Raw genomic sequence first — 21912 nt, forward strand, 5'->3', positions numbered from 1 at the left:
CCATGAAGAGCGCCGTCATCGTCTTTCCGGGCAGCAATTGCGACCGCGACCTGGCGGTGGCGTTCGAGGCTGCGACCGGTTCCAAGCCCACCATGGTGTGGCATCGCGATACCGAACTGCCCGACGACATCGACCTGATCGGCGTGCCCGGCGGCTTTTCCTATGGCGACTATCTGCGCTCCGGCGCTATGGCCGCCCGCTCGCCGGTGATGCAGGCTGTCGCCCGCGCCGCTGACCGTGGCGCCTTCGTCCTGGGCATCTGCAACGGCTTCCAGGTGCTGACCGAAAGCGGTCTGCTGCCCGGCGCGCTGCTGCGCAACGCCGGCGGTCATTTCGTCTGCCGCGACGTCGCCCTGACCGTCGAGAACGCCCAGAGCGCCTTCACCAGCCGCTATGCCGCCGGCGAAGCGATCAGCTTCCCGGTCGCCCATCATGACGGCAATTATTTCGCCGACGACGCCACGCTCGATCGGCTGGAAGGCGAAGGCCGCGTCGCGCTGCGCTACGCCCTGAACATCAACGGTTCGGCCCACAACATCGCCGGCGTCCTCAACGAAGCCGGCAATGTGCTGGGCATGATGCCCCACCCCGAACGCGTGATCGAACAGGCCCATGGCAACACCGACGGCCAGCGCCTGTTCGCCGGCCTGGTCGAGGGCCTGCTCGCCCGCGCCTGATCCTCCGGATCGAGATCACAAAAAAGCCCGCCACGCATCAGCGCGGCGGGCTTTTTTTTTAGTCCGGCTGCGGCGATGCCGGCATCGGTCCTGACTTGCATCATTCCCCCTTTGTTCTACACGGGATGGACAATGACCAAGGGGGATCGATGATCAGCAAATCGCGCGTGCAGCTGATGGCCTTGCTGCTATTGCCGACGGCCGCTCAAGCTGCCGAACCCGGCACGATCGCGGTTCCCGAAGCGGTCCTTGCGCTAAGTGGCTGCTGGGAAGGCGAAGGCAGCGTGATGGGCAAGCCGGTCAGCGTGTCCATCCGCAGTCAGCCCATCACGCTCGACGCCATGCTCGCACTCGATGTGGAAAGTAGCGCCCTGGCCGATCCCAAGGATCGCTATGCTGCGCATCTGATCTTCGGCGGCACCGCAAAATCCCATCCGATCATCGGTTTCTGGGCCGACAGTTTCGGCGGCGCCTTCACGGCCCTTGGCGAAGGCGAAAGCCAGCCCGATGGCTTCGACATCGACTATGCCTATCCCGACGCGACCTTCGTCAACCGTTGGCGCATCAAAGGCGCGCAACTGACATGGACCATCGTCGCGCGGGACGAGGCAAATGCCGAAAAGCCCTTCGCCAGCTACAGCCTCCACAAGGTTGCGTGCGCGCCCGCCAAGACGCGCTAAACGATCAGGTTCTAGCCGCCCCGGTGATAGTCATAATCATAGGCCCGGCCATGCGCCTTGGTCAGCACCGCGCCGACGATCGAGCCGCCAGCCCGGCGCAGTCGTTCCACCGCGACCCGCAGGCCGCCATGATGGTTGCGGCCCCATTCGACCACCAGCAGCGTGACCTGCACCTTGGCGGCGAGCAGTTGCGCGTCGGACATGCCCAGGATCGGCGGCGCGTCGATCAGCACCGTGTCATAGCGGTCGCGCACCGCGCCCAGCAGCGCGTCGAGCGCCGGGGTGGAGAGCAGTTCCGCCGGATTGGGCGGCACCGCGCCACAGGGTAGCAGCGACACGCCCGCGACACCGCTGTCGAGGATCAGATCCTCGGCCTTGCCCTGCCCGGTCAGCACCTCGCTGATGCCGCGCGTCGCGGTCACCCGGAACAGGCTGTGCTGCACCGGCCGGCGCATGTCGGCGTCGATCACCAGCACCTTCTTGTCCAGCCGCGCCAACGCGCGGGCCAGCGCGTTGACGGTCAGCGACTTGCCTTCCTCCTCCTGCGCGCTGGTAACCAGGATGGAGCGCGGCAGGCCGGCAACCGATGCCAGTTGCAGCGACGCCGCGATCGGCGCGAAGATGTCGGGCGCGCTCGGCTGGTCGCCGGTGGTCGGCACTGCGCCCAGCAGCGGCAGGTCGACACGCTCCGCCAGCGTATCGGCCGACGTCACCGCATCGTCGAACATGTGCCGCGCCGCGATCAGCAGCAGGCCCAGCAGCATACCGCCGAGCAGCGCAAGCAGCATGATCTGGCCGGCATGGGGGGCAAAGGGCGTGGTCGGCACCGCCGCCCGGTCGAGCGGCTGGATGCGGCCGGCCTGGAAGCCCGCCTGCGACGCCATGTCGCGATAACGCTGCAACAGGCTGTCATGCAGCAGGCGATAGGTTTCGACCGACCGGCTCATCATGCTCATCTGCATGTCGCGGCCGCGCTCGACCCGCGCATCGCCTTCCAGCGCGGCGATTTCCGAAGCGATCTGCTTCTCGCCATGCGCCGCCACCTCATATTCCTGGCGCAGCGACGCGCGGATGGTGTTCGCCATGCTCTCGGCCTGATCGTCAAGCGCCGCCAGCCGCGCCCGCGCCTCGCGCATTTCTGGGTGGGCATCCTTGCGGAACTGCCGTTCCTCGACCAGCGCCGCCCGCGCCTGCGCCCGCTCCGCCATCAACTGCTGCATGGCGCCGTTACCCAGCACCTCGGGCAGCGTCTCGGCGCTCGCCGCCTTGGCGCTTTCCCAGCGCTTCTGCGCGGCGATACGGTCGGCGACGGCCTGCGCGCGGAAGGCGTTGAGCTGCGCCAGACGCGCTGCGGTCGACCCTTCCGGCACCGGCGCGGCATCGGGCTTTGCATCCTTGCCGTCGCTCTTCTTGTCCTCGTCCGTGGCCGCCTCGGCCGGCACAGCGCCGGTGCGCGAGGCATAGACCGCCAGATCCCGCTCGGCCCGTTCCAGATCCTTGCGTGCCCCATCCAACTCGCCCAGCAGGAAACGACGCGCCTGCACGCCGGATTCAAAACCGCGCTTCAGGTCCGCCCGGATCAGGCTGTCGGCATAGCTGTTCGCCACCCGCGCCGACAAGGCCGGATCGGCGCTGACGAAGCTGATGCGCAGCACGCGCGACTTGCCCGGCAGTTCGACCTGCAGATTGTCGCGCAGCAACTTGATGACCTGCTCATGCTCGACCTGGCGCTGGGTCAGGCTGCCCTGCCCCTGTGCCGGGCGGCGCGCATCCATGCCCTGGAAGAAGACCGGGCTGCCGACCAGCGCCAGATCGCGCGCGACATCCTCGGCCAGTGCCCGACTGCGCAGCACTTCCAGTTCGGTCTGCATCATGCTTTCCGTGTCGGCCGCGCTGACCGGCTTCTGCATCGCGCCGGCGCCGGCGGCTCCCGCCGGCACATCCTCCACCTCGACCGAGGCGGTCGCGCGATAGTCGGGCGTCGACAGCAGGATATAGATCACGCCCGCCAGCACGCAGAGCGCCATGGTAACGAACAGGATCACCCTGTGCCGCCGCACCACGGTCCATGTGCCGCGCGCGCTCTCGACAAAGCGGGTGGTGCGATCCTCCTCCCCGGCCTGACGCTGTTCCAGTTCGATGATCCGGGACACCATCAATTGCCTCCGTCTATGGCGATGAAGCCGGTCGCGACGGCAGGAATGGCGATCAGCGCGCCGCCAAGGATAGCCTTGGCGCGCGACAGGCCGACGATCACCAGATCGCCGGGCAATATTTCAGGATCGGGCGCTTCGCCCCTGCGGATGGCACCCAGGTCGAAAGTCGCAGCCTGGCGCTGCCCCTCGACGGTGCGGACCACCACCACCTGCCCCAGGCTCGCCAGCCGGGTTGGGCCATGGGCCAGCGCCACCGCCTGGATGAGGCCGATCCGGCCTTCGATCGGGAACAGGCCGGGCTCGCGCACCTCGCCATCGACGGTGATGCGGCGGCCGATCGCCTGCTTCACGAACACCGTGACCTGCGGCGACACCAGATAGCGCTCGCCAAGCCTACCGGCGATCACGTCCGACGCCTCGCCGGCGGTCAGCCCGCCGATCGACACATCGCCGACCAGCGGCATGCGGACCATGCCGGCCGCGCTGACCCGCGCATCCTCCAGCGACAGGTCGGGCTCATGATAGACCTGGATACGCAGCACATCGTCGGGACTGATGACATAGTCGCGGCCCACCGCGGCGGGCGCGGGCATCAGCGCATAGGCGGCCTCGCCGCGCGGGGCATCCTCAACAGTCGAGCAGCCGGCGAGCAGCATCGCCGCTGCCGCGACGGCGCCGCCCTTCATGCCCTTGCCATAGTGCCCCAAAATCTGGCGCTTCATGCGCATCAACACCCCATTGCGAACCGGGTGCGGCCCGCAAAAGGGCCGCTCGGCTCGGGGGTTAGCGACGCGGCACCGTCATGGCAACCGCGCGGGGGGCAGGACGAACCGCCCGGCCGACGATCAGACCGCGATGCGCTGCGCAGCCGGCTCGGGCTGACGGCGCGGCTGGTCGGGCCAGATGCCGCGCGTGTCATAGACGGCCTTACCGGCGCGTTCGTCGACGGGAACGGATTTGAACATGTCATGATCGACAAGAATGATGAACACGCCGCATTGTTCCAGAGCCGTATCGAGATCGATCAGTTCGGCGCCGGTGCCGGCGAACTCCATCGGCAGATCCTGGGCATAGGGTTCGACCAGCTTGACCCGCTTGCCGTAGCGGCGGGCTAGCCGGCTGGCGACCTTGACCGCCGGGCTTTCGCGGAAATCGTCGATGTTCGGCTTGAAGGCGAGGCCGAGACAGGCGACATCCTCGCCGGCAAAGGCGTCGATCATGTCCGACGATTTGGCCACGACATAATCGGTCTTGCCGTCGTTCACTTCGCGCGCGGTGCGGATGATGCGGGCATTTTCCGGGTCGCCATGGACGATGAACCAGGGATCGACGGCGATGCAATGACCGCCGACGCCCGGCCCCGGCTGCAATATGTTGACGCGGGGATGACGGTTGGCCAGGCGGATCACTTCCCACACGTCGATGTCCATGCGGTCGGCGATCACCGACAATTCATTGGCGAAGGCGATGTTGACGTCGCGGAAGCTGTTTTCAACCAGCTTGACCATCTCGGCTGCCCGCGCGGTGGTGGTGATGCAGGCTCCGCGCACGAACTGGCGGTAGAAGCCCAGCGCCTTGCGCGCGCAGCGCGGCGTGATGCCGCCGATGCAGCGATCATTGTCGATCAGCTCGACCAGGATGCGGCCGGGCAGCACCCGCTCGGGGCAATAGGCGATAGCGATGTCGCCCGCCACGCCCGGCGCCGGCATCTTGAGGTCGGGGCGTAGCTCGGCGATCAGGTCGCGCATCGCCTCGGTCGTGCCGACCGGCGAGGTAGATTCCAGGATCACCGTATCGCCGTTCTTCAGCACCGGCGCGACGGTCCGCGCCGCCTGCAACACATAGGAGATGTCGGGCGCGCGGTCCTCGGCCACCGGGGTCGGCACGGCGATGATGAAGACGTCACTGGCCTCTACGCTGAGCGACGCACGCAGATTACCGCGTGCCACCACGCCCTGCACCAGGCCGTCCAGATCGACTTCCTCGATATGGACCCGGCCCGAATTGACCGTCTCGACCACATGGGCGCTGACATCGACACCGACGACCTGCGCCCCGCCGCGCGCGATCAGCGCCGCAGTCGGCAGGCCGATATAGCCCAGGCCAATGACGGAAACCTTCTGCTTGCTGTCGACGGGCATGGATATTTCAAATCCTTTTTGATCTGTTCAGCCTGTTCCTGCCCGAAAATACTGAAGATTCTGGTAATAGGCAGGATCGAATGTCAGTGCCGCGCCATTTGCAAGCCGATCAGCAAGATCGATGCAACCCAGACCATGCCGATATAGAGGCGTATCCGTCGTTGCGGAAGGACCATGCCTGACGGCAACCGAACGGCTGGCTTTCCCCATGCCCAGACCAGCACCGCGCCCTGCGGGAGTGTGACGTAGAGCAGCATCAATGCCCGACCGACCCAACTCGGCGCACCAAGGCTGAACAGCAGCATCTGGAGGATTGCCAGGACGATGAAAGCCATGACGACCGCGCAGGCAACCACCGGCCCATAGCTGCCAAATTCCTCGAGATCGACGGCCTCCGCTTGATCGGCGGCTTCATCAGCGAACAGCCGATCGAGTTGGTCCTCGTTAGGCAGCATCGGCAATGATATCCGCGATCCGCTCGGCCGCCTTGCCGTCGCCGAACGGGTTATGGGCACGGGCCATCGCCTGATAGGCGGCATCATCGTCGAGCAGCCCCAGCACCTCGCGCACGATCCGGTCCCGGTCCGCGCCGACCAGCTTCGCCGTGCCGGCCTGCACCCCTTCGGGCCGTTCGGTGGTCTCGCGCATCACCAGCACCGGCTTGCCGAGCGAGGGCGCCTCTTCCTGCACGCCGCCGCTGTCGGTCAGCACCAGATGGCACAGGTCGAGCAGGCGGACGAAATGCGGATAGTCGAGTGGTTCGATCATCGCGACATTGGGCAGGTCTCCCAACACCGCATCCATGACCGGACGGACATTGGGATTGGGATGGACGGGGAAGATCACCGCGACATCGGGCCGCGCGGCGATATCGGCGATGGAGCGCGCGATCGCCTCCATCCCACCGCCGAAATTCTCGCGCCGGTGACTGGTGACGGCAACGATGCGCTTGCCGGCGAAGCGCGCCGCCAGATCGTCGAGGCCGCTGGCCAGTGCCGGTTCGCCATTGACCCGATCGACCGTCGCCAACAGCGCGTCGATCACGGTATTTCCCGTGACATGAATGCCGGCCGCGTCGCGATTTTCCCGCAGCAGCGCATCGGCCGCCGCCTGGGTCGGCGCGAAATTCATGTCGGCAATGCACGCCACGACGCGGCGATTGACCTCCTCGGGCCAGGGATGATGGATGTCGCCGCTGCGCAGGCCGGCCTCGACATGGGCGACCGGGATCTTGCGATAATAGGCCGCCAGGCTCGCCACCATCGTCGTCAGCGTGTCGCCATGCACCACCACCCGGTCGGGCTTCTCCGCGTCGAACGCCTCGCCCAGCGCGACGATCAACTTGGCGGTCAGCCCGTCCAGCGTCTGGTTGGGCGTCATGACGTCCAGATCGATGTCGGGCACGATACCGGCAATCTCCAGCACCTGATCCAACAGGCCACGATGCTGCGCCGTCACGATCACGCGGGTGTCGATATCGGCACGCGCCTTGAGCGCGTGGATCACCGGAAACAGCTTGATCGCTTCGGGCCGTGTCCCAAATACCAGCGCTACCTTCATCTTCGCCCCATCCTGCTGCGGTTTCCGCCCCATCGCAGAAATTCGTAACCATCGCCTGAACGCGCGGCGCTTTTCCTGCCCACACCATTGATGCTATCGGCAGGAGCCTCCCTGCCCGACGCTATGGATCGCCAGTATGACAGCCATCAAATGGAACGCGCCATGATGTGGCCCTGGCAAGAGGAAGGGCCTGAGCACCTTCCTCCGCTGCGCCACTGGCTGCTGGCCGCCATGCTGATCCTGGGCGCGATGCTGGCCGTGCCGATCTTCGCCGCGCTCACCTGACGTCGTCAGGCCTTGAGCTTCCAGCCCTTGCGCAGCAGCACATAGCAGAGCACCGCCAGCCCGGCATTGAGCGCCAGCAGCACGACGCTGCCGACCAGCACATTGCCGTCCGCCGCCGCGACGAAGCCATAGCGGAAACCGGAAATGGCGTAGAAGAAGGGGTTGGCGTGGCTGATCGCCCGGAAGAGCGGCGACAGGCGGTCGATCGAATAGAAGGTGCCCGACAGCAGCGTCATCGGCCCGATCACGAAATTGGTGATCGCGGCGGCATGATCGAATTTTTCCGCCCAGATCGACGTCATCACGCCGATGAAGGCGGTCAGGCTGGCGCCCATCAGGCCGAACCAGATCACCGCCCACAGATGCGTCGGCGTCACATGCACGCCGGGCCACAGCGCCATCGCCCCCCACAGCGCCAGACCGACCGCCACCGCGCGCGTCACCGCCGCGCCGACCAGCGCCAACAGCAATTCACCCACCGACAGCGGCGGCATCAGATAGTCGATCAGCGTCCCCTGCATCTTGCCCGCCAGCAGCGAGAAGCTGCTGTTGGCGAAGGCATTGTTCATCATGCCCATCATCATCAGGCCCGGCGCGATGAAATCGGCAAAGGGCACGCCCAGCACCTGGCGGTTCGCCCCGCCCAGCGCGATGGTGAAAATCACCAGGAACATCAGCGTGGTAACGGCCGGCGCCCAGATCGTCTGGAGCTGCACCTTCATGAAGCGCCGCACTTCCTTGCGGTAGAGCGCGCGCATGCCGGCCCAGTTGACGTTGCGGATCACCAACTCCCCCGGTTCGTGGAAGGGAACGGGTGCGGGATGGGCGGCTGCAATTTTGGGCTGGTCGTTCATGATGGGATCGACTATCGGCTGGTCCGTTATGCCGCAAGGGCGTTCTGCGCGGTTGGAAGTCGCGCCTGCATGCCCCATATAGGGCGCATAGCACAGATTGTGAGGAGTTTTCATTGTCCTGGACCGACGAACGTATCGACCAGCTCAAGGCGATGTGGGAAAAGGGCCTGACCGCGAGCCAGATCGCGGACGAACTGGGCGGCGTCAGCCGTAACGCGGTAATCGGCAAGGCGCATCGCCTTGGCCTGCAGTCGCGCCCGTCCCCGGTGAAGGCCAACGAGGCGCCCAAGAAGGCCGCGCCGGCCCGCAAGCCGGCAGCCCCTGCCCCGGAAGCTGAAGCGCCCCGCGCCGCCGCGCCCGTGGCCGCCCCGCCGCCGCCGCCGCGTCCGGCCCCGGTCGCCGCACCGGCTGCGCCTGCCGCACCGGCTGCCGCCGCTGCCCCCAGCGACGCGCCCGCCGCGCCGCAGCCGCGCATCGTGTCGGTCGGCCCCGGCGGCTTCCTGCGCCAGGGCCCCGGTGACCAGCAGGCACCGATCCCGCCGGCACCGCCGCGCCGCCTGGTGCCCGCCAAGCCGAGCGCCGAAATTGCCGGCAAGACCAGCCTGCTCGACCTGACCGAGCGGATCTGCAAGTGGCCGATGGGCCATCCGGGCGAGCCGGACTTCCATTTCTGCGGCGAAGCAGTGAACCCCGGCTTCCCTTATTGCGTGGAACATTGCGGCCGCGCCTATCAGGCACAGCTGCCGCGCGGCACGCGCCGCCCGCCCCCGCCGCTGCCCTTTGGCGGCCCGCGGGTTCGCTGAGCCAAACCAGATAAGGAAGGCCGCCCCACCGGGCGGCCTTTTCTTTTGCCCCTATTTGCCGACCAGTTGCGGATTTTCCGCCTTCCAGACCATCGCCGCATGGATGCGCCGCTCGACGCTGGGATGGTCGTAGAACAGGATTTCCTCCAGCCGCGAGGGCGATGAGGCGCGATATTCGATCGTCTTGACCAGCGCCTTGGCAAGGCCATCGGGCTCATGCGCGACCTTGAGCGAGAAACGGTCGGCGGCATTCTCGTCATAGCGGCTGATGCTGTTCATCAGCGGCACCAGGAATATCCCGACCACTGCCGCCACCGCCCAGGCGACCGGCATATGCGCCGGATCGCTGATCGCGCTGCCCGCACCGAACCAGCGCGCCGCCACCGGATAGAGCCGGTCGACCAGGAAGAAGAGCAGCATCGCCAGCAGGCTCATGCCGCCGGCCAGCCACAGCACATGATGTTCGGCATAATGGCCCATTTCATGGCCTACGACGCCGCGCACTTCTGCCAGGTCGGCGCCGCGCTTGAACATGGTGTCGCTCATCGCCACTCGCGCCGTGCCGAACAGGCCGGAGACATTGGCGGTATAGCGTTCCGACTGCTTCGACCCGTCATAAATATAGATTTTGTCGCCCGGCACGCCGGCACGATGGGCCAGTTCGACCACCGCATCGCGCGTCGGCCCGGCGGGCGCGGGCGTATAGTTATTGAACAGCGGCTCGATCGCCACCGGCGCGATCACGACCATCAGGATGATGCCCAGCACGACCACCAGCCCCGACCATGCCCACCACCAGCGCGGCGTCCGCCGCATCAGCGCATAGATGGCGACCGCCAGCAGCGCCACCAACGGAATGCTGATCGCGCTCGACAATATATCCTCGCCCAGCCAGCCGCCGAAACCCTGGCTGGTCAGCCCATAGCTGCGCTCGCGTCCCCAATTGGCATAGATGGACCAGGGCAGTTCAATCAGCCAGTCGAGCAGGAAGAAGAGCAAGGCGGACAGGAACACCGCCAGATTGGGGCGCCGCACATGCACCCGCCGCCCCAGCCGCACCAGCAGGCCGCTGCGCCAGATCAGCCCCATGGCGACCAGCGTCACCAGCACGCCCCACAGCAGCAGCCAATGCCCGCCCTGGGTATAGGCGATCGCCCGTTCATGCTGGGCCGGCGACAGCGTCGCCAGATAGGCGGCGGTCGCCGCATCGGGATTGAAACCTGCCGGCATTTTCTCGACCTCCCGCCATATCCTGTCGGCGGAAAGCTATGTCGGGCGCGGGATCAGGTAAAGATCACAAGAGGAAAGGGCCGGAACATCGTCCCGGCCCCTTCATTGCGGCGGATCAGAAGCGGAAGCTGGCGGTCGCCATCAGGCTCTGATTGTCGAACTTGTCGCCACGGTTGATGCTGGTGCCGCCGGATGGCGTGATGATGAAGGGGTTGGTCGCGGGCGCGCTGCCCTGCCCCACATCGACGCGATAGTCGCCCGTGTTATAACGCGTCCACAGATAGCGGGCGCCGATCGAGAAATTCTGCGCGACCTTCGCCTCAATGCCGCCGCCCATGGTGTAGCCCCAGGCATCTTCCTTGCGATCATATTCGGTGAAGCTGTTGGCGGTGTTGCTGGTGTCGAAATGATTCTTCACCTTGGCATAGGCCAGGCCGCCGGTGATATAGGGCATGACCCCGCCATCGGTGGTGTAGCCCAGCCGCGCGCGCAGATTGGCGTTCCAGCCGATCCGCCGGGTCATGGTATAGCTGGCCGGCGTGGTCGAATATTCGGTCACGCTGTCGCTGACATAGGCCTTGCCCGCTTCGCCGACGATGCCCGCCACGATGTTGCCGAACTGCCGGTCATAGCCGACATGGCCCATCCAGCCGATCGCATCCTTGTCGCCATTGCAGCCGCTGGCTGGCGTCGCGCCCCGTGCCGAACCGCCGCAGGTGCCGGGCGAAAAGGCATTGGCCCCAGCCGCCGTGGTGACGACATTATCGTAATTGCCGTCCCCGTCCGTGTCGAAGCGCAGATGCTCGCCGCCATCACCCTTCGACCAGTTGTAGCCGAAGGAACCGCCGACATAGGGGCCGGTCCAGTCGACCTTGCCGCTGTCCTGCTGCGCCATTGCCGGCGTCGCCAGGGCGAACGCCAGCGTGGCGCTAATCGGCGCAAAATGCTTGAATGTCATGAATTTCTCCAGCCTGACCTTGGGAATATACCCTGATGGAGGCAACCGACCGGACGGCCGATTTGTTGCACCACGGCTTGTAACAATTGATTGCTGACGATCGCGTGCGCGCAGCGCTTGCGCCCGACGCCCGGCTGCCTATAGCTTGGCGGAATGTCCGAAGACCTGTTCGCCTCCGCCCAGTCCACCACCTCGCCGGGCTATGACGCCTCCACCATCGAAGTGCTCGAAGGACTGGAGCCGGTCCGGCGCCGTCCGGGCATGTATATTGGCGGCATTGACGAGCGCGCCTTCCACCATCTCGCCTCCGAAGTGCTCGACAACAGCATGGACGAGGCAGTGGCCGGTCATGCCACCCGGATCGAGATCAGCCTGGAACCGGGCAACAAGCTGACCATCACTGACAATGGTCGCGGCATTCCGGTGGATGACCATCCCAAATTCCCCGGCAAGTCGGCGCTGGAAGTCATCCTCACCACGCTCCATTCGGGCGGCAAGTTCGAGGGCAAGGCCTATGCCACCTCGGGCGGCCTGCATGGCGTGGGCATCAGCGTCGTCAACGCCCTGTCGATCAAGACCGTGATCGAGGTCGCACGCAACAAGGAACTGTTCCGCCAAAGCTTCAGCCAGGGCCTGCCCACCAGCGGCCTGGAAAAGGTCGGCGCCGCCCCCAACCGGCGCGGCACCGCGGTCAGCTTCATCCCCGACGGCGAGATTTTCGGCGAGCAGAAGTTCAAGCCGGCCAAGCTCTATCGCCTTGCCCGGTCCAAGGCCTATCTGTTCGCCGGGGTCGAGATACGCTGGAAATGCGCGCCCGAACTGATCGGCGACGACACCCCGCCCGAAGCGGTATTCCAGTTCCCCGGCGGCCTGGCCGACCATCTGAAGGAGCAGCTGGGCGACCGCGAATGCGCCACCACCCAATTCTTCTCGGGCAATCAGGATTTTCCGGGCGAAGCCGGCCGGGTCGAATGGGCGGTCGCCTGGCCGCTCTGGTCCGACGGCAGCTATAGCTGGTATTGCAACACCATCCCCACGCCCGATGGCGGCACCCATGAAAACGGCCTGCGCGCCGCGCTGGTAAAGGGCATCCGTGCCTTTGGCGAACTGGTGGGGCAGAAGAAGGCGAAGGACATCACCGCCGATGACATCATGACGTCATCGGAAATCATGCTGTCGGTCTTCATCCGCGATCCCCAGTTCCAGAGCCAGACCAAGGATCGCCTGACCAGCCCGGACGCCGCGCGCCTGGTCGAAAATGCGGTGCGCGACCATTTCGACCATTTCCTGACCGACCATATGGACCGGGGCAAGGCGCTGCTCGCCTATGTCATCGACCGCATGGACGAGCGGCTGAAGCGCAAGCAGGAAAAGGAAGTCAAGCGCAAGACCGCCACCAGCGCGCGCAAGCTGCGCCTACCCGGCAAGCTCACAGATTGTTCGAATGATGACCCGGAAGGTGCTGAAATCTTTCTGGTCGAAGGCGACTCGGCCGGCGGATCGGCCAAGCAGGCCCGCGATCGCAAGACGCAGGCGATCCTGCCCTTGCGCGGCAAGATCCTCAACGTTGCCTCAGCAAACACCGCCAAGATATTGGCAAACCAGGAAATTGCCGACATGATCCTGGCGCTGGGCTGCGGCACGCGCAAGGATTGCAACCCAGACCAGCTGCGCTACGAGCGCGTTGTCATCATGACCGACGCCGATGTCGACGGCGCCCATATCGCCACCTTGCTGATGACATTCTTCTTCCAGGAAATGCCCGAACTGGTGCGACGTGGTCACCTGTTCCTGGCCCAGCCGCCGCTCTATCGCCTGACCGCCGGCGGCAAGAGCCTCTATGCAATGGACGATGCCCAGCGCGAGGCGATGCTGGCCAAGGAGTTCAAGGGCAAGAAGGTCGAGATCAGCCGCTTCAAGGGGCTGGGCGAGATGAACCCGATGCAGCTGCGCGAAACTACCATGGACCCCAAGACCCGCAGCCTGATCCGCATCACCCTGCCCGACGATATCGAGGACCGGCAGCAGGTGCGCGATCTGGTCGAGCGGCTGATGGGCACCAATCCGGCCCATCGCTTCGCCTTCATCCAGGAAAATGCGGCAGCGGTCGATGAGGAAGCGATTGACGCATGAGGCTGCTGGCGGCCGCGCTTGTCCTCATCGGGATGGCGCTGCTGCCGGGCCGCGCCATGGCTGATCCTGCCCCTGCCTTTCGCGCACGCGCCACGCAACTGGTGACCATCCTCGCCGGCCCCGGCAACGAAGCCGACTTCTTCTCCCCCGTCTTCATCGACGCCATCCCGGTCGACCGCTGGCGCGCGCTCGCCGCCGACCTGCGCCGCCAACATGGCCGGCCGGTCGCGCTGGGCGCGCTCACCCAGCAAAGCGCAACCGCCGGGCAGATGGAGGTCCGCTACGAACGGGCGATCGTCGCCATCACGCTGGTGATCGCCCCCGATCCGCCCAACCGCGTCGTCGGCCTGCGCATCATCGGCAGCCGCCAGGCCGATGACAGCATGGCCGCGGTGCTGCGCGACATTGCCGCCCTGCCCGGTCGCAGCAGCTTCGCCATCGCCCGGCTGACCGATGCCGGTCCCGTCCTGCTCCAGTCGCACCATCCCGACCAGCCGATGGCCACCGGCTCCTCCTTCAAGCTGACCGTGCTGGCCGAACTCGCGCGTGCGGTGCAGGCCGGCGAGCGGCGCTGGAGCGATGTCATCCCGCTCGGCCCGAAAAGCTTTTCCGGTCGGCTGATGGCATGGCCCGATCACGCGCCGATGACGCTGCACAGCCTGGCGACCGCGATGATCGCCGAAAGTGACAATAGCGCGTCGGACACGTTGCTGCTGGGCCTGGGCCGCGACAAGGTCGACGCCATGCGCCAGCGCTTCGGCATCACCGATCCCCGCAGCCTGCCGATGCTGACCACGGCCGAGGCCTTTGCCCTCAAGATGCCGGCCAATGCCGAATTGCGCCGCCGCTATGAGGCCGGGACCATCGCCGATCGCCGCGCCCTGTTGCGGGATGCCGCCACCCGGCTGACCGCCGCTCATGTCGATGTCGGCACCGTGTCGGAAAATCCGGTAGCAATCGACACGCTCGAATGGTTCGCCAGCCCGCAGGAGGAAATCGCCCAACTCGACTGGCTCCGCCGCAACGGCGGCGACGCCCTCTCGATCATGGCGGTCAATCCGGGCATCCCCCCCGCCAACGCGAAACGCTGGCGCTATTTCGGCTACAAGGGCGGCAGCGAACCCGGCGTCATTGCCATGAACTTCCTGGTGCAGGCGCAGGACGGCCAATATTACGCGGTCAGCGGCGCCTGGAACGATCCGGTCGCCCGCGTCGACGAAGGCCGCTTCGTCATGCTGATGACGCGCGCGCTCAACCTGCTCGCCGACTGATCCCCGGCCCGGCGCCTGTCCTACACGCCGCCGATCCTCTATACATGCCCGATGGGACATGAACGGAACGCGCAACAATCCATCACCAGCTGGACATTTAATGTCGAAATATGCGGGAAATATGCGAAGTTAAGCGGACGAAATCCTATTTTCCCGGCCGCGCCGGATCAGGCCGTGAGCGCCTCGACCAGCGCCTTAACCTTCTTCTGGCGCCACTGCGGCAACGGCGCGATCAGCCAGTAGCTGAGCATCGTCGGCAGGGCCTCGCCCACCTTGCGCACCCGTCCATTCTCGATATCCGCCTGCGCCAGCAGCAGCGGCACGCTCGCCCGGCCAAAGCCGTTCGCCGCCGCCTCGATCGCCAGCCCTGCATCCGCCACCCGGATCGCGGCAGGCAGGTCGCCCGAGGGGCAGCCGGGCCATTCGATCCGCTGCTCCGGCCCACCTGCCGCCGCTTCCACGGTGACGAAGGCGGTTTCGCCGATCTTGATGCCCTCATGCTCGCCCGCGCCATCGGTCAGGCGCAGCGCCAGGTCCAGATTGGCCTCGGTAAAGTCCAGCGCCTCATCGGCTGCGACCAGTGAGAAGGTCAGGCCGGGTTGGCTCGCGGCATAGGCGGCCAGGCGCGGCTGCAGCCATTTGGCGGTGATGTCGCGCGGCGCCGCGATCGTCAGCGACGAACTGGACTGGCCCGCCTGCATCGCCCGCACCGCTTCCTCGAACTCCAGGAAACCGGCGCGCAGCGCTTCCAGCCCCGCCTCGGTCTCGGGCGTCAGTTCCAACCCCTTGGGCGTGCGGCGGAACAGCACCACGCCAAGCATATCCTCCAGCGCGCGGATCTGCTGGCCGACCGCCGCCGGCGTCACCGCCAGTTCGTCGGCGGCGCGGGTGAAGGACAGGTGACGCGCGGCGGCATCCAGCACGCGCAGGCCGTTGAGCGGCAAATGGGTCCGCTTCATTCGGCCACCGCCGGCGCGATCAGCGCGAAATGGGGAATGGTAACCTCGAACGTCTCGCCATCGGAACCGATCATCGTATAGGCGCCGCGCATCGACCCCGTCGCCGTGTTGAGCGGGCAGCCCGACACATAGTCATAGCTTTTGCCCGGTTGCACCACCGGCTGTTCCCCGATCACGCCTTCACCCTCCAATTCCTGCTGAATGCCCCGCCCATCGGTGATGATCCAGTGACGGCTCAGCAGTTGCACCGGCTGTTCGCCCTGATTTTCGATCCGGATATGATAGGCCCAGAACCAGCGCCCCCGGTCCGGCTCCGACTGTTCGGGCAGGAAAGTCACGGCGACATGGACGATGATGTCCCGCGTCGTCGCGTGCAGGGGGAACAATGCGTTCATGTCTCCCGCATGCGCCTCCCTGCCCGGTTCCGTCAACGCCCTATCGTCTTGAGCGCCTGGTCGAAGTCCGCGATCACATCGTCCGGATCTTCCAGGCCGACGTTCAGGCGCAGCATATCCTCGGTGATGCCGACTTCCAGTCGCGCCTCTTCGGCCATGCCGAAATGGGTGGTGGATGCCGGATGGGTCATCAGCGAGCGCGAATCGCCGATATTGTTGCTGATGTCGACCAGTTCCAGCGCGTTGAGCAGGCCATGCGCCTCGGCCCGGCCACCACCGGTGTAGATAGAAAAGATCGGCCCGGCCGCGTCCATCTGCCGCATCGCCAGCGCATGCTGCGGATGGCTCTCCAGCCCCGGATAATTGACCTTGGGCAGGCGGGTTTCGAGGAATTGCGCAACCTTGAGCGCATTCTCGCTCTGGCGGCGAATGCGCAGGTCCAGCGTCTCCAGCCCCTTCAACACCACCCAGGCGTTGAACGCACTCAGCGTCGGGCCGGTATTGCGGTGGAAGGGCAGCAGCACATTGTCGATCCAGTCGCGGCTGCCGCAAATGGCCCCTGCCAGCACGCGGCCCTGTCCGTCCATCATCTTGGTCGCGCTATAGGCGACGACATCGGCGCCGAACTCCATCGGCCGCTGCAATGCGGGCGAGGCGAAGGCATTGTCGACGACGGTGGTGATGCCGCGTGCCTTTGCGATCGCGCAGACGGCGGCGATGTCGACCACGTCCATGGTCGGGTTGGCCGGCGTCTCGAAGAAGAAGACCTTGGTATTGGGCTGTGCCGCCGCTTCCCATGCTGCAACGTCGCTGCCGTCGATCGTCGTCGTCGCGATGCCGAACTTGGGCAGCAGCGTGTCGACCAGCCAGCGGCAGGAGCCAAAGGCCGCCTTGGCCGCGACGACATGGTCGCCGGCCGACAGCTGGCACAGCAGGGCAGCGGTCATCGCCGCCATGCCGGTCGCGGTGGCGCGACAGGCTTCGGCGCCTTCCAGCAGGGCGATGCGCTGCTCCAGCATCTCGACGGTCGGGTTCTGCAGCCGGCTATAAGTCATGCCCTGCTGTTCACCGGCGAAGCGCGCGGCGGCATCCTCGGCCCGGTCATAGCAATAGCCGCTGGACAGGAACAGCGCCTCGGACGTCTCGCCATATTCGGTGCGCGCGGTGCCGCCCCGGATGGCCAGCGTCGCCGGCTTCCAGTTCTTGGTGATCTCAGGGTTCTGCCCGCTCTTCCGCTTCATATCGCCTTCCGCATATCCGTCGTGACGCGCGGCGTTTCGCCGCCCAATATCTGTGCCATCTGGCTCATGTCGCCATTACCGCCCGAGAGGATAACCGCAACCTTCTTGCCGCGCATCTGCTCCTTTTCCTGGATCAGCGCAGCGAGCGCCACCGCACCGGCGCCCTCGGCCAGATTATGCGTGTCCTGCCAATAGATGCGGATGGCGTCCGCCACCTCGTCATCGGTGACGCCGACGAAGCGGTCGGCCCGCGGCCCGAAATAGTCAAGCGCGGCCTGAACCGGGGTACAAACGGCGACGCCATCGGCAAAGGTATAGGCGGTCGGGCTGGTGAGCAATTGCCCTGCCTCGAACGAGCGCTTGGCCGCATCGACATGGGCGGAAACGACGCCGACGACCTTGGTCTTTAGGCCCAGCGCATCCCTTGCCGCAATCGTGGCGCACAGGCCTGATCCGCAACCGACGGGAACATAGACGGTGTCGAGATCCGGCACCGCATCGAACAGTTCCAGCCCATAGCTGGCGACACCGCGCACCAGTTGCGCATGATAGGCCGGGACCATGAACAGCCCCTGCTCGGCGGCCAGGCGCACCGCCTCCGCCTTGGCACTGTCGAAATCATGGCCATGCTCGATCAGGGTGGCACCGAATGCCCGCATTGCAGCATTCTTCTCCAGCGCATTGCCATGGGGAACGACGATCGTCGCCTGCAACCCGGCGGCGCGGGCCGCGCGCACCTGCGCCTGGCCATGATTGCCGCGGGTCGCGGTGATGATGCCTGTCACCTCGGGATGGGTGCGGCGCAGCCAGTCGATATAGGTGATGGCGCCGCGCACCTTGAAGGCGCCGGTGGGCGTGTGGTTCTCATGCTTGACCCAGGTTTCAACGCCGATCCGCCCGGCCAGCAGCGGCCAGGCATATTGCGGGGTCGGCGGCACCTGGTCATGGACCATGGCGGCGGCGGCACGAAGGCTGGGCAGGGAAAAGTCGTCCATGCCGCTGCCTAGCTGGCGCGTGGGAGAGCCGACAGGACCGATATGCGCGAATTGGCCCCCTTAGGCTGCGCGGCGGACCCTACCCTCGATCAGCGGATGCAGATGCGCCTCTTCCCACTCCATATGGTCATAGAGGGAATCCTGCAGCGCCAGCGTCGCCCGCTTGTAATTGCCCCAGTCGGCGGCGATCTGGGCCGGGGTCCATTGCTTGATATGGTCGCTGTAGCGCAGGAACAGGGCCACCATGGTGCGGCCATGCTGATGCACGATCGGCTCGGCTTCCATCGCCAGCGGCCCCTGACGCAAGCCCCGCGCCAGCATGTCCTCACGCCCCATATGGTCGCGGAACAGCTGGGCGAAGCGGATGCGCCAGCGGGTCAGAAGTGCCATATCACGGACGTCATCGTCCATCATGCTGGCAAAATCCCGCATCATGCCCCGCAGGACATGATGGTCTTCAATCAGTTCAGTCGGCATTTGCGTCCCCATTCACCGCTCATATCGACCGGAAACGAAGAAACTTTACGTTCGCGTCACGCAAATGCGACGAACCGAAGTCGGATCAGAGCGCAGCGAGGACCGCGTCGCCCATCTCCACCGTGTTCATCGTGCCGCCCAGATCCGGCGAACGGGCACCGTCGGCCAGCGCCTTGGCCACCGCCGCCTCGATCCGGTCGGCCGGCTCGGGCAGGTTCAGCGAGTAACGCAGCATCATCGCCGCCGACAGGATGGTCGCCAGCGGGTTGGCCTTGCCCTGGCCGGCAATGTCGGGCGCGGACCCGTGGATCGGTTCATAGAGGCCCTGACCGCTGCCGTTCAGCGTTGCCGATGCCAGCATGCCGATCGAGCCGACGCACATGCTCGCCTGGTCGGACAGGATGTCGCCGAACATGTTGCCGGTGACGATGACATCGAACTGGCCGGGGTTGCGGACCAGCTGCATCGCGGCATTGTCGACATACATGTGAGTCAGGGCGACGTCGGGATATTCGGCCGACACCTCGATCACCACGTCCCGCCACAGCTGGCTGGTTTCCAGCACATTGGCCTTGTCGACCGAGCAGAGCTTGCCGCGACGGGCGCGCGCCGCCTGAAAACCGGCATGGGCGATGCGGCGCACTTCGGCTTCGTTATAGGACATGATGTCATAGCCTTCGCGCAGGCCATCGGCGGTGGTGCGCATGCCCTTCTCGCCGAAATAGACGTCGCCATTGGTCTCGCGCACGATCAGAAGGTCGATCGAGCCGGCCACTTCCGGCTTCAGAGCGCTTTCATGCGCCAGTTCGGGGAAGACCTTGGCCGGGCGCAGGTTCGAGAACAGGCCCAGTTCCTTGCGCAGGCCAAGGATCGCCTGCTCCGGACGCAGATGCCGCTCCAGCGAGTCGCAGTCGGGATCACCGACCGCGCCGAACAGGATGGCGTCGGCGCGCTTGGCGATGTCCAGTGTTTCGGGCGGCAGCGGATGGCCGACTGCCTTATAGGCCGAACCACCGACCAGACCCTCTTCATAGGTGAGGCCATCGATCGCCAGCGCATCAAGCACGCGCTTCGCCTGCGCGACGATCTCGGGGCCGATACCATCTCCAGGGAACAGGGCGATCAACATGGGAAACCTCTTTCTAAATCTCTGTCGGCACGGTTCCGCGAAAGAAAATGGCCGCCATTGCCCGACGGGCGAACGGAGAATGCGGAAACGGCGCGCCCGCCCTTGCAAAAACTGCGCGCGTTACGCAACCGCTCTTTTCAGCCGATCGACCAGTCGTTCGCGCGCGGCCAGCACATCGGCCCGCCTTTCGGTCAGCACGGACCGCTCCAGGAAGAAGCCGGTCAGCCGCAATCCATCCATGATCTGCGGCCAGTCTCCGGCCCCACCCTGCAACAGGAAAGGCGGCAGCGCCAGCAGGCGCGCCTCATAGCCCTCCGCCCCGGCCCGGCTGACCGCCGCCGCGCTACGCGGGCTGACAAAGGCCAGCTCGTCGGCAGTCCCGGTGGCGGCGCAGCGGCTGAGGTCGAGGCCGAACCCCAGCTCCGCCAGCAACAGCAATTCGTAGCGGACCAGAGCCGCCGCCCAGCCCCGCGCCGCCGGCGCCGCCTCGACCGCGCCGAGCACGCCGTCCAGCGCTTCGTAAAGCGTCGGATAGGGCGTTCCCTCCGGCAAAGCCGCCGCCGTCAGCGCGCAGGCCCAGTCGATCGCTGCCGCCGGCAATGGCTCGCCCAGCATGGGCGCGCGGCTATGCTCCAGTTCGACCGTCAGGCTCGCGAGCTGATCTTCGGTACGGGCGCGGAACTCGGCCTTCACCGCATTGCCCGGCAGCAGCACCGGGCGCAGCGCCCGCGACCGCCCGCCGCGCACATAGCCGGCGACCAGCCCATGATCAGGCGTCAACAGCCGCGCGACCGCGCCATGTTCGCCATGGGCACGCAGCGCGCAGACGATGCCGGATGTGATGAGGACGGGCATGACGCCTTCCTATCGACGATCCGGCATTCGTGCCAAATCTAATGTTGCGGCTGCGCCTCGCCACGGGTGCGCCACAGCGACAGACCGATGCCTGCGCCCAGCACCCCGGCGGTCACCAGCAGGGAAAAGGCCGGCGGGATCTTCTCCAGCCCCAGCGCATCGGCCAGGAAGATCTTGGCGCCGATGAAGATCAGCACCACCGACAGCGCATATTTGAGATAATGGAAGCGGTGGACCGCCGCCGCCAGCGCAAAATAGAGCGCGCGCAGCCCCAGGATCGCGAAGATGTTGGAGGTATAGACCAGATAGGGATCGGTGGTGATGGCGAAGATCGCCGGCACAGAATCCACCGCGAAGATGACGTCGGCAATCTCGATCATCACCAGCGCCAGGAACAGCGGCGTCGCATGGAGCAGCGGCTTGCCGCCCGGTTCGGCCGGCTGGCGCACGAAAAAATGATCGCCCTCCACCCGGTCGGTCACGCGCATGTGACGGCGCAGGAAACCGAGCAGCCGGTTGCCCTCCATCGTCTGTTCCTTGCCCACCGTCCACAACATGCGGATGCCGGTGAAGATCAGGATCGCCGCGAAGAAATAGAGCGCCCAGGAGACATTCTGGACCAGCGCCGCGCCCAGCCCGATCATGATCGCACGCAGGACGATGACGCCGATGATGCCCCAGAACAGCACCTCATGCTGATAGCGGCGCGGCACATGGAAGAAGGAGAAGATCATCGCGATAACGAAGACATTGTCGAGCGCCAGCGATTTTTCAACGACGAAGCCGGTCAGATAGGCGACCGCCGCCTCCTGCCCCATCTGCCAGGCGATCCAGCCGCCAAAGGCCAGGCCGATCGCAATGTAGAAGCCGGCCAGCTTCACGCTCTCGCGCACGCCGATCTCGCGCTGCTTGCGATGCAGCACGCCCAGATCCAGCGCCAGCAGCGCGATGATGATCGTCAGGAAGAGCGCCCACATCCAGATGGGCTTGTCGAGAAAGTCGGTCGTCAGGAAATCCATGATGGGTCCGTGCTGCAAAGATGCAGGTCAAGCGGACGGCATGGCTCCCGGTTCCCTCAGCGGGAATATGTCGGAAAGCGGCAATCGAACAGCA

Annotated in this window: 22 protein-coding genes; 6 read left to right on the forward strand and 16 right to left on the reverse strand. The window is 65.8% G+C overall.

The features are described from left to right. The first annotated feature begins 2 nt into the window (after positions 1-2). The gene (gene purQ / locus AC13EK_RS09740; RefSeq protein ID WP_069338256.1) at positions 3-677 is read left to right on the forward strand and encodes a phosphoribosylformylglycinamidine synthase subunit PurQ; all 675 of its coding nucleotides are present in this window, start codon (positions 3-5) and stop codon (positions 675-677) included. Between the two features lie 149 nt (positions 678-826). After that, positions 827-1357: a hypothetical protein gene (locus AC13EK_RS09745; protein WP_069338258.1), complete on the forward strand. Its 531-nt coding sequence runs from the start codon at positions 827-829 to the stop codon at positions 1355-1357. Between the two features lie 11 nt (positions 1358-1368). Here the strand turns inward: AC13EK_RS09745 and AC13EK_RS09750 are convergent, their stop codons facing one another. From AC13EK_RS09750 to wecB, 5 genes are all read right to left on the reverse strand, one after another. Beyond that, the gene (locus AC13EK_RS09750; RefSeq protein WP_010337740.1) at positions 1369-3513 is read right to left on the reverse strand and encodes a GumC family protein; all 2145 of its coding nucleotides are present in this window, start codon (positions 3511-3513) and stop codon (positions 1369-1371) included. Next, a complete protein-coding gene (locus AC13EK_RS09755) occupies positions 3513-4241 on the reverse strand; it encodes a polysaccharide biosynthesis/export family protein (RefSeq protein WP_069338255.1) in 729 nt (242 codons plus the stop codon). Before AC13EK_RS09755 ends, AC13EK_RS09750 begins: the two co-directional genes overlap by 1 nt. 117 nt (positions 4242-4358) lie before the next feature. Continuing rightward, positions 4359-5654 (reverse strand): UDP-N-acetyl-D-mannosamine dehydrogenase, encoded by a 1296-nt coding sequence (wecC, locus tag AC13EK_RS09760; RefSeq protein WP_069338254.1) that lies wholly within the window; start codon positions 5652-5654, stop codon positions 4359-4361. Between the two features lie 83 nt (positions 5655-5737). Next, on the reverse strand, positions 5738-6115 hold the full coding sequence (locus AC13EK_RS09765; RefSeq protein WP_483022181.1) for a hypothetical protein: 378 nt from the start codon (positions 6113-6115) through the stop codon (positions 5738-5740). Then, positions 6099-7214, reverse strand: a complete 1116-nt coding sequence (gene wecB, locus AC13EK_RS09770; RefSeq protein WP_069338257.1) for a non-hydrolyzing UDP-N-acetylglucosamine 2-epimerase — start codon at positions 7212-7214, stop codon at positions 6099-6101. Before wecB ends, AC13EK_RS09765 begins: the two co-directional genes overlap by 17 nt. A 150-nt stretch (positions 7215-7364) precedes the next feature. On the opposite strand from wecB, the gene AC13EK_RS09775 reads away from it, so the two are divergent. Further along, positions 7365-7499 (forward strand): hypothetical protein, encoded by a 135-nt coding sequence (locus AC13EK_RS09775; RefSeq protein ID WP_483022182.1) that lies wholly within the window; start codon positions 7365-7367, stop codon positions 7497-7499. A gap of 5 nt (positions 7500-7504) precedes the next feature. Here AC13EK_RS09775 and AC13EK_RS09780 read toward each other — a convergent pair whose 3' ends face one another. After that, positions 7505-8353, reverse strand: a complete 849-nt coding sequence (locus AC13EK_RS09780; protein WP_010337736.1) for an ABC transporter permease — start codon at positions 8351-8353, stop codon at positions 7505-7507. Positions 8354-8466: 113 nt separating this feature from the next. Between AC13EK_RS09780 and AC13EK_RS09785 the strand changes: the two genes are divergently transcribed. After that, positions 8467-9156 carry a GcrA family cell cycle regulator gene (locus AC13EK_RS09785; protein WP_037519632.1) on the forward strand — a complete coding sequence of 230 codons (690 nt, stop codon included), beginning with the start codon at positions 8467-8469 and terminating at the stop codon, positions 9154-9156. A gap of 51 nt (positions 9157-9207) precedes the next feature. Here AC13EK_RS09785 and AC13EK_RS09790 read toward each other — a convergent pair whose 3' ends face one another. Both AC13EK_RS09790 and AC13EK_RS09795 read right to left on the reverse strand, forming a co-directional pair. After that, positions 9208-10386, reverse strand: coding sequence for a M48 family metalloprotease (locus tag AC13EK_RS09790; RefSeq protein WP_069338449.1), 1179 nt, complete (start codon positions 10384-10386; stop codon positions 9208-9210). A gap of 115 nt (positions 10387-10501) precedes the next feature. Next, positions 10502-11344 (reverse strand): outer membrane protein, encoded by an 843-nt coding sequence (locus tag AC13EK_RS09795; protein WP_069338450.1) that lies wholly within the window; start codon positions 11342-11344, stop codon positions 10502-10504. Between the two features lie 153 nt (positions 11345-11497). Between AC13EK_RS09795 and parE the strand changes: the two genes are divergently transcribed. Continuing rightward, complete coding sequence (gene parE / locus AC13EK_RS09800; protein ID WP_069338451.1) at positions 11498-13477, forward strand: DNA topoisomerase IV subunit B; 1980 nt, start codon at positions 11498-11500, stop codon at positions 13475-13477. After that, entirely contained in the window at positions 13474-14748 is a 1275-nt protein-coding gene (locus AC13EK_RS09805; protein ID WP_069338452.1) for a serine hydrolase, read from the forward strand. The genes parE and AC13EK_RS09805 overlap by 4 nt, the downstream gene beginning before the upstream one ends. Positions 14749-14915: 167 nt before the next feature. Here AC13EK_RS09805 and AC13EK_RS09810 read toward each other — a convergent pair whose 3' ends face one another. The 8 genes from AC13EK_RS09810 to AC13EK_RS09845 form a co-directional block, all read right to left on the reverse strand. Then, on the reverse strand, positions 14916-15707 hold the full coding sequence (locus tag AC13EK_RS09810; protein WP_069338453.1) for a LysR family transcriptional regulator: 792 nt from the start codon (positions 15705-15707) through the stop codon (positions 14916-14918). Further along, a complete protein-coding gene (gene apaG, locus AC13EK_RS09815) occupies positions 15704-16102 on the reverse strand; it encodes a Co2+/Mg2+ efflux protein ApaG (protein WP_004207375.1) in 399 nt (132 codons plus the stop codon). Before apaG ends, AC13EK_RS09810 begins: the two co-directional genes overlap by 4 nt. Positions 16103-16134: 32 nt before the next feature. Continuing rightward, the gene (locus AC13EK_RS09820) at positions 16135-17343 is read right to left on the reverse strand and encodes a trans-sulfuration enzyme family protein (protein ID WP_277788360.1); all 1209 of its coding nucleotides are present in this window, start codon (positions 17341-17343) and stop codon (positions 16135-16137) included. Further along, positions 17340-18338 carry a threonine dehydratase gene (locus AC13EK_RS09825; protein ID WP_004207377.1) on the reverse strand — a complete coding sequence of 333 codons (999 nt, stop codon included), beginning with the start codon at positions 18336-18338 and terminating at the stop codon, positions 17340-17342. The genes AC13EK_RS09820 and AC13EK_RS09825 overlap by 4 nt, the downstream gene beginning before the upstream one ends. A gap of 60 nt (positions 18339-18398) precedes the next feature. Beyond that, a complete protein-coding gene (locus AC13EK_RS09830) occupies positions 18399-18815 on the reverse strand; it encodes a hypothetical protein (protein WP_048937906.1) in 417 nt (138 codons plus the stop codon). 85 nt (positions 18816-18900) lie between these two features. Then, positions 18901-19944: a 3-isopropylmalate dehydrogenase gene (gene leuB, locus AC13EK_RS09835; protein WP_017502837.1), complete on the reverse strand. Its 1044-nt coding sequence runs from the start codon at positions 19942-19944 to the stop codon at positions 18901-18903. Between the two features lie 120 nt (positions 19945-20064). Beyond that, positions 20065-20799, reverse strand: a complete 735-nt coding sequence (gene recO / locus AC13EK_RS09840; RefSeq protein ID WP_069338455.1) for a DNA repair protein RecO — start codon at positions 20797-20799, stop codon at positions 20065-20067. A 38-nt stretch (positions 20800-20837) separates the two neighbouring features. After that, a complete protein-coding gene (locus tag AC13EK_RS09845; RefSeq protein WP_069338456.1) occupies positions 20838-21818 on the reverse strand; it encodes a TerC family protein in 981 nt (326 codons plus the stop codon). Positions 21819-21912 lie beyond the last annotated feature (94 nt).

The organism is Sphingobium sp. L-44 (genome assembly GCF_056859495.1).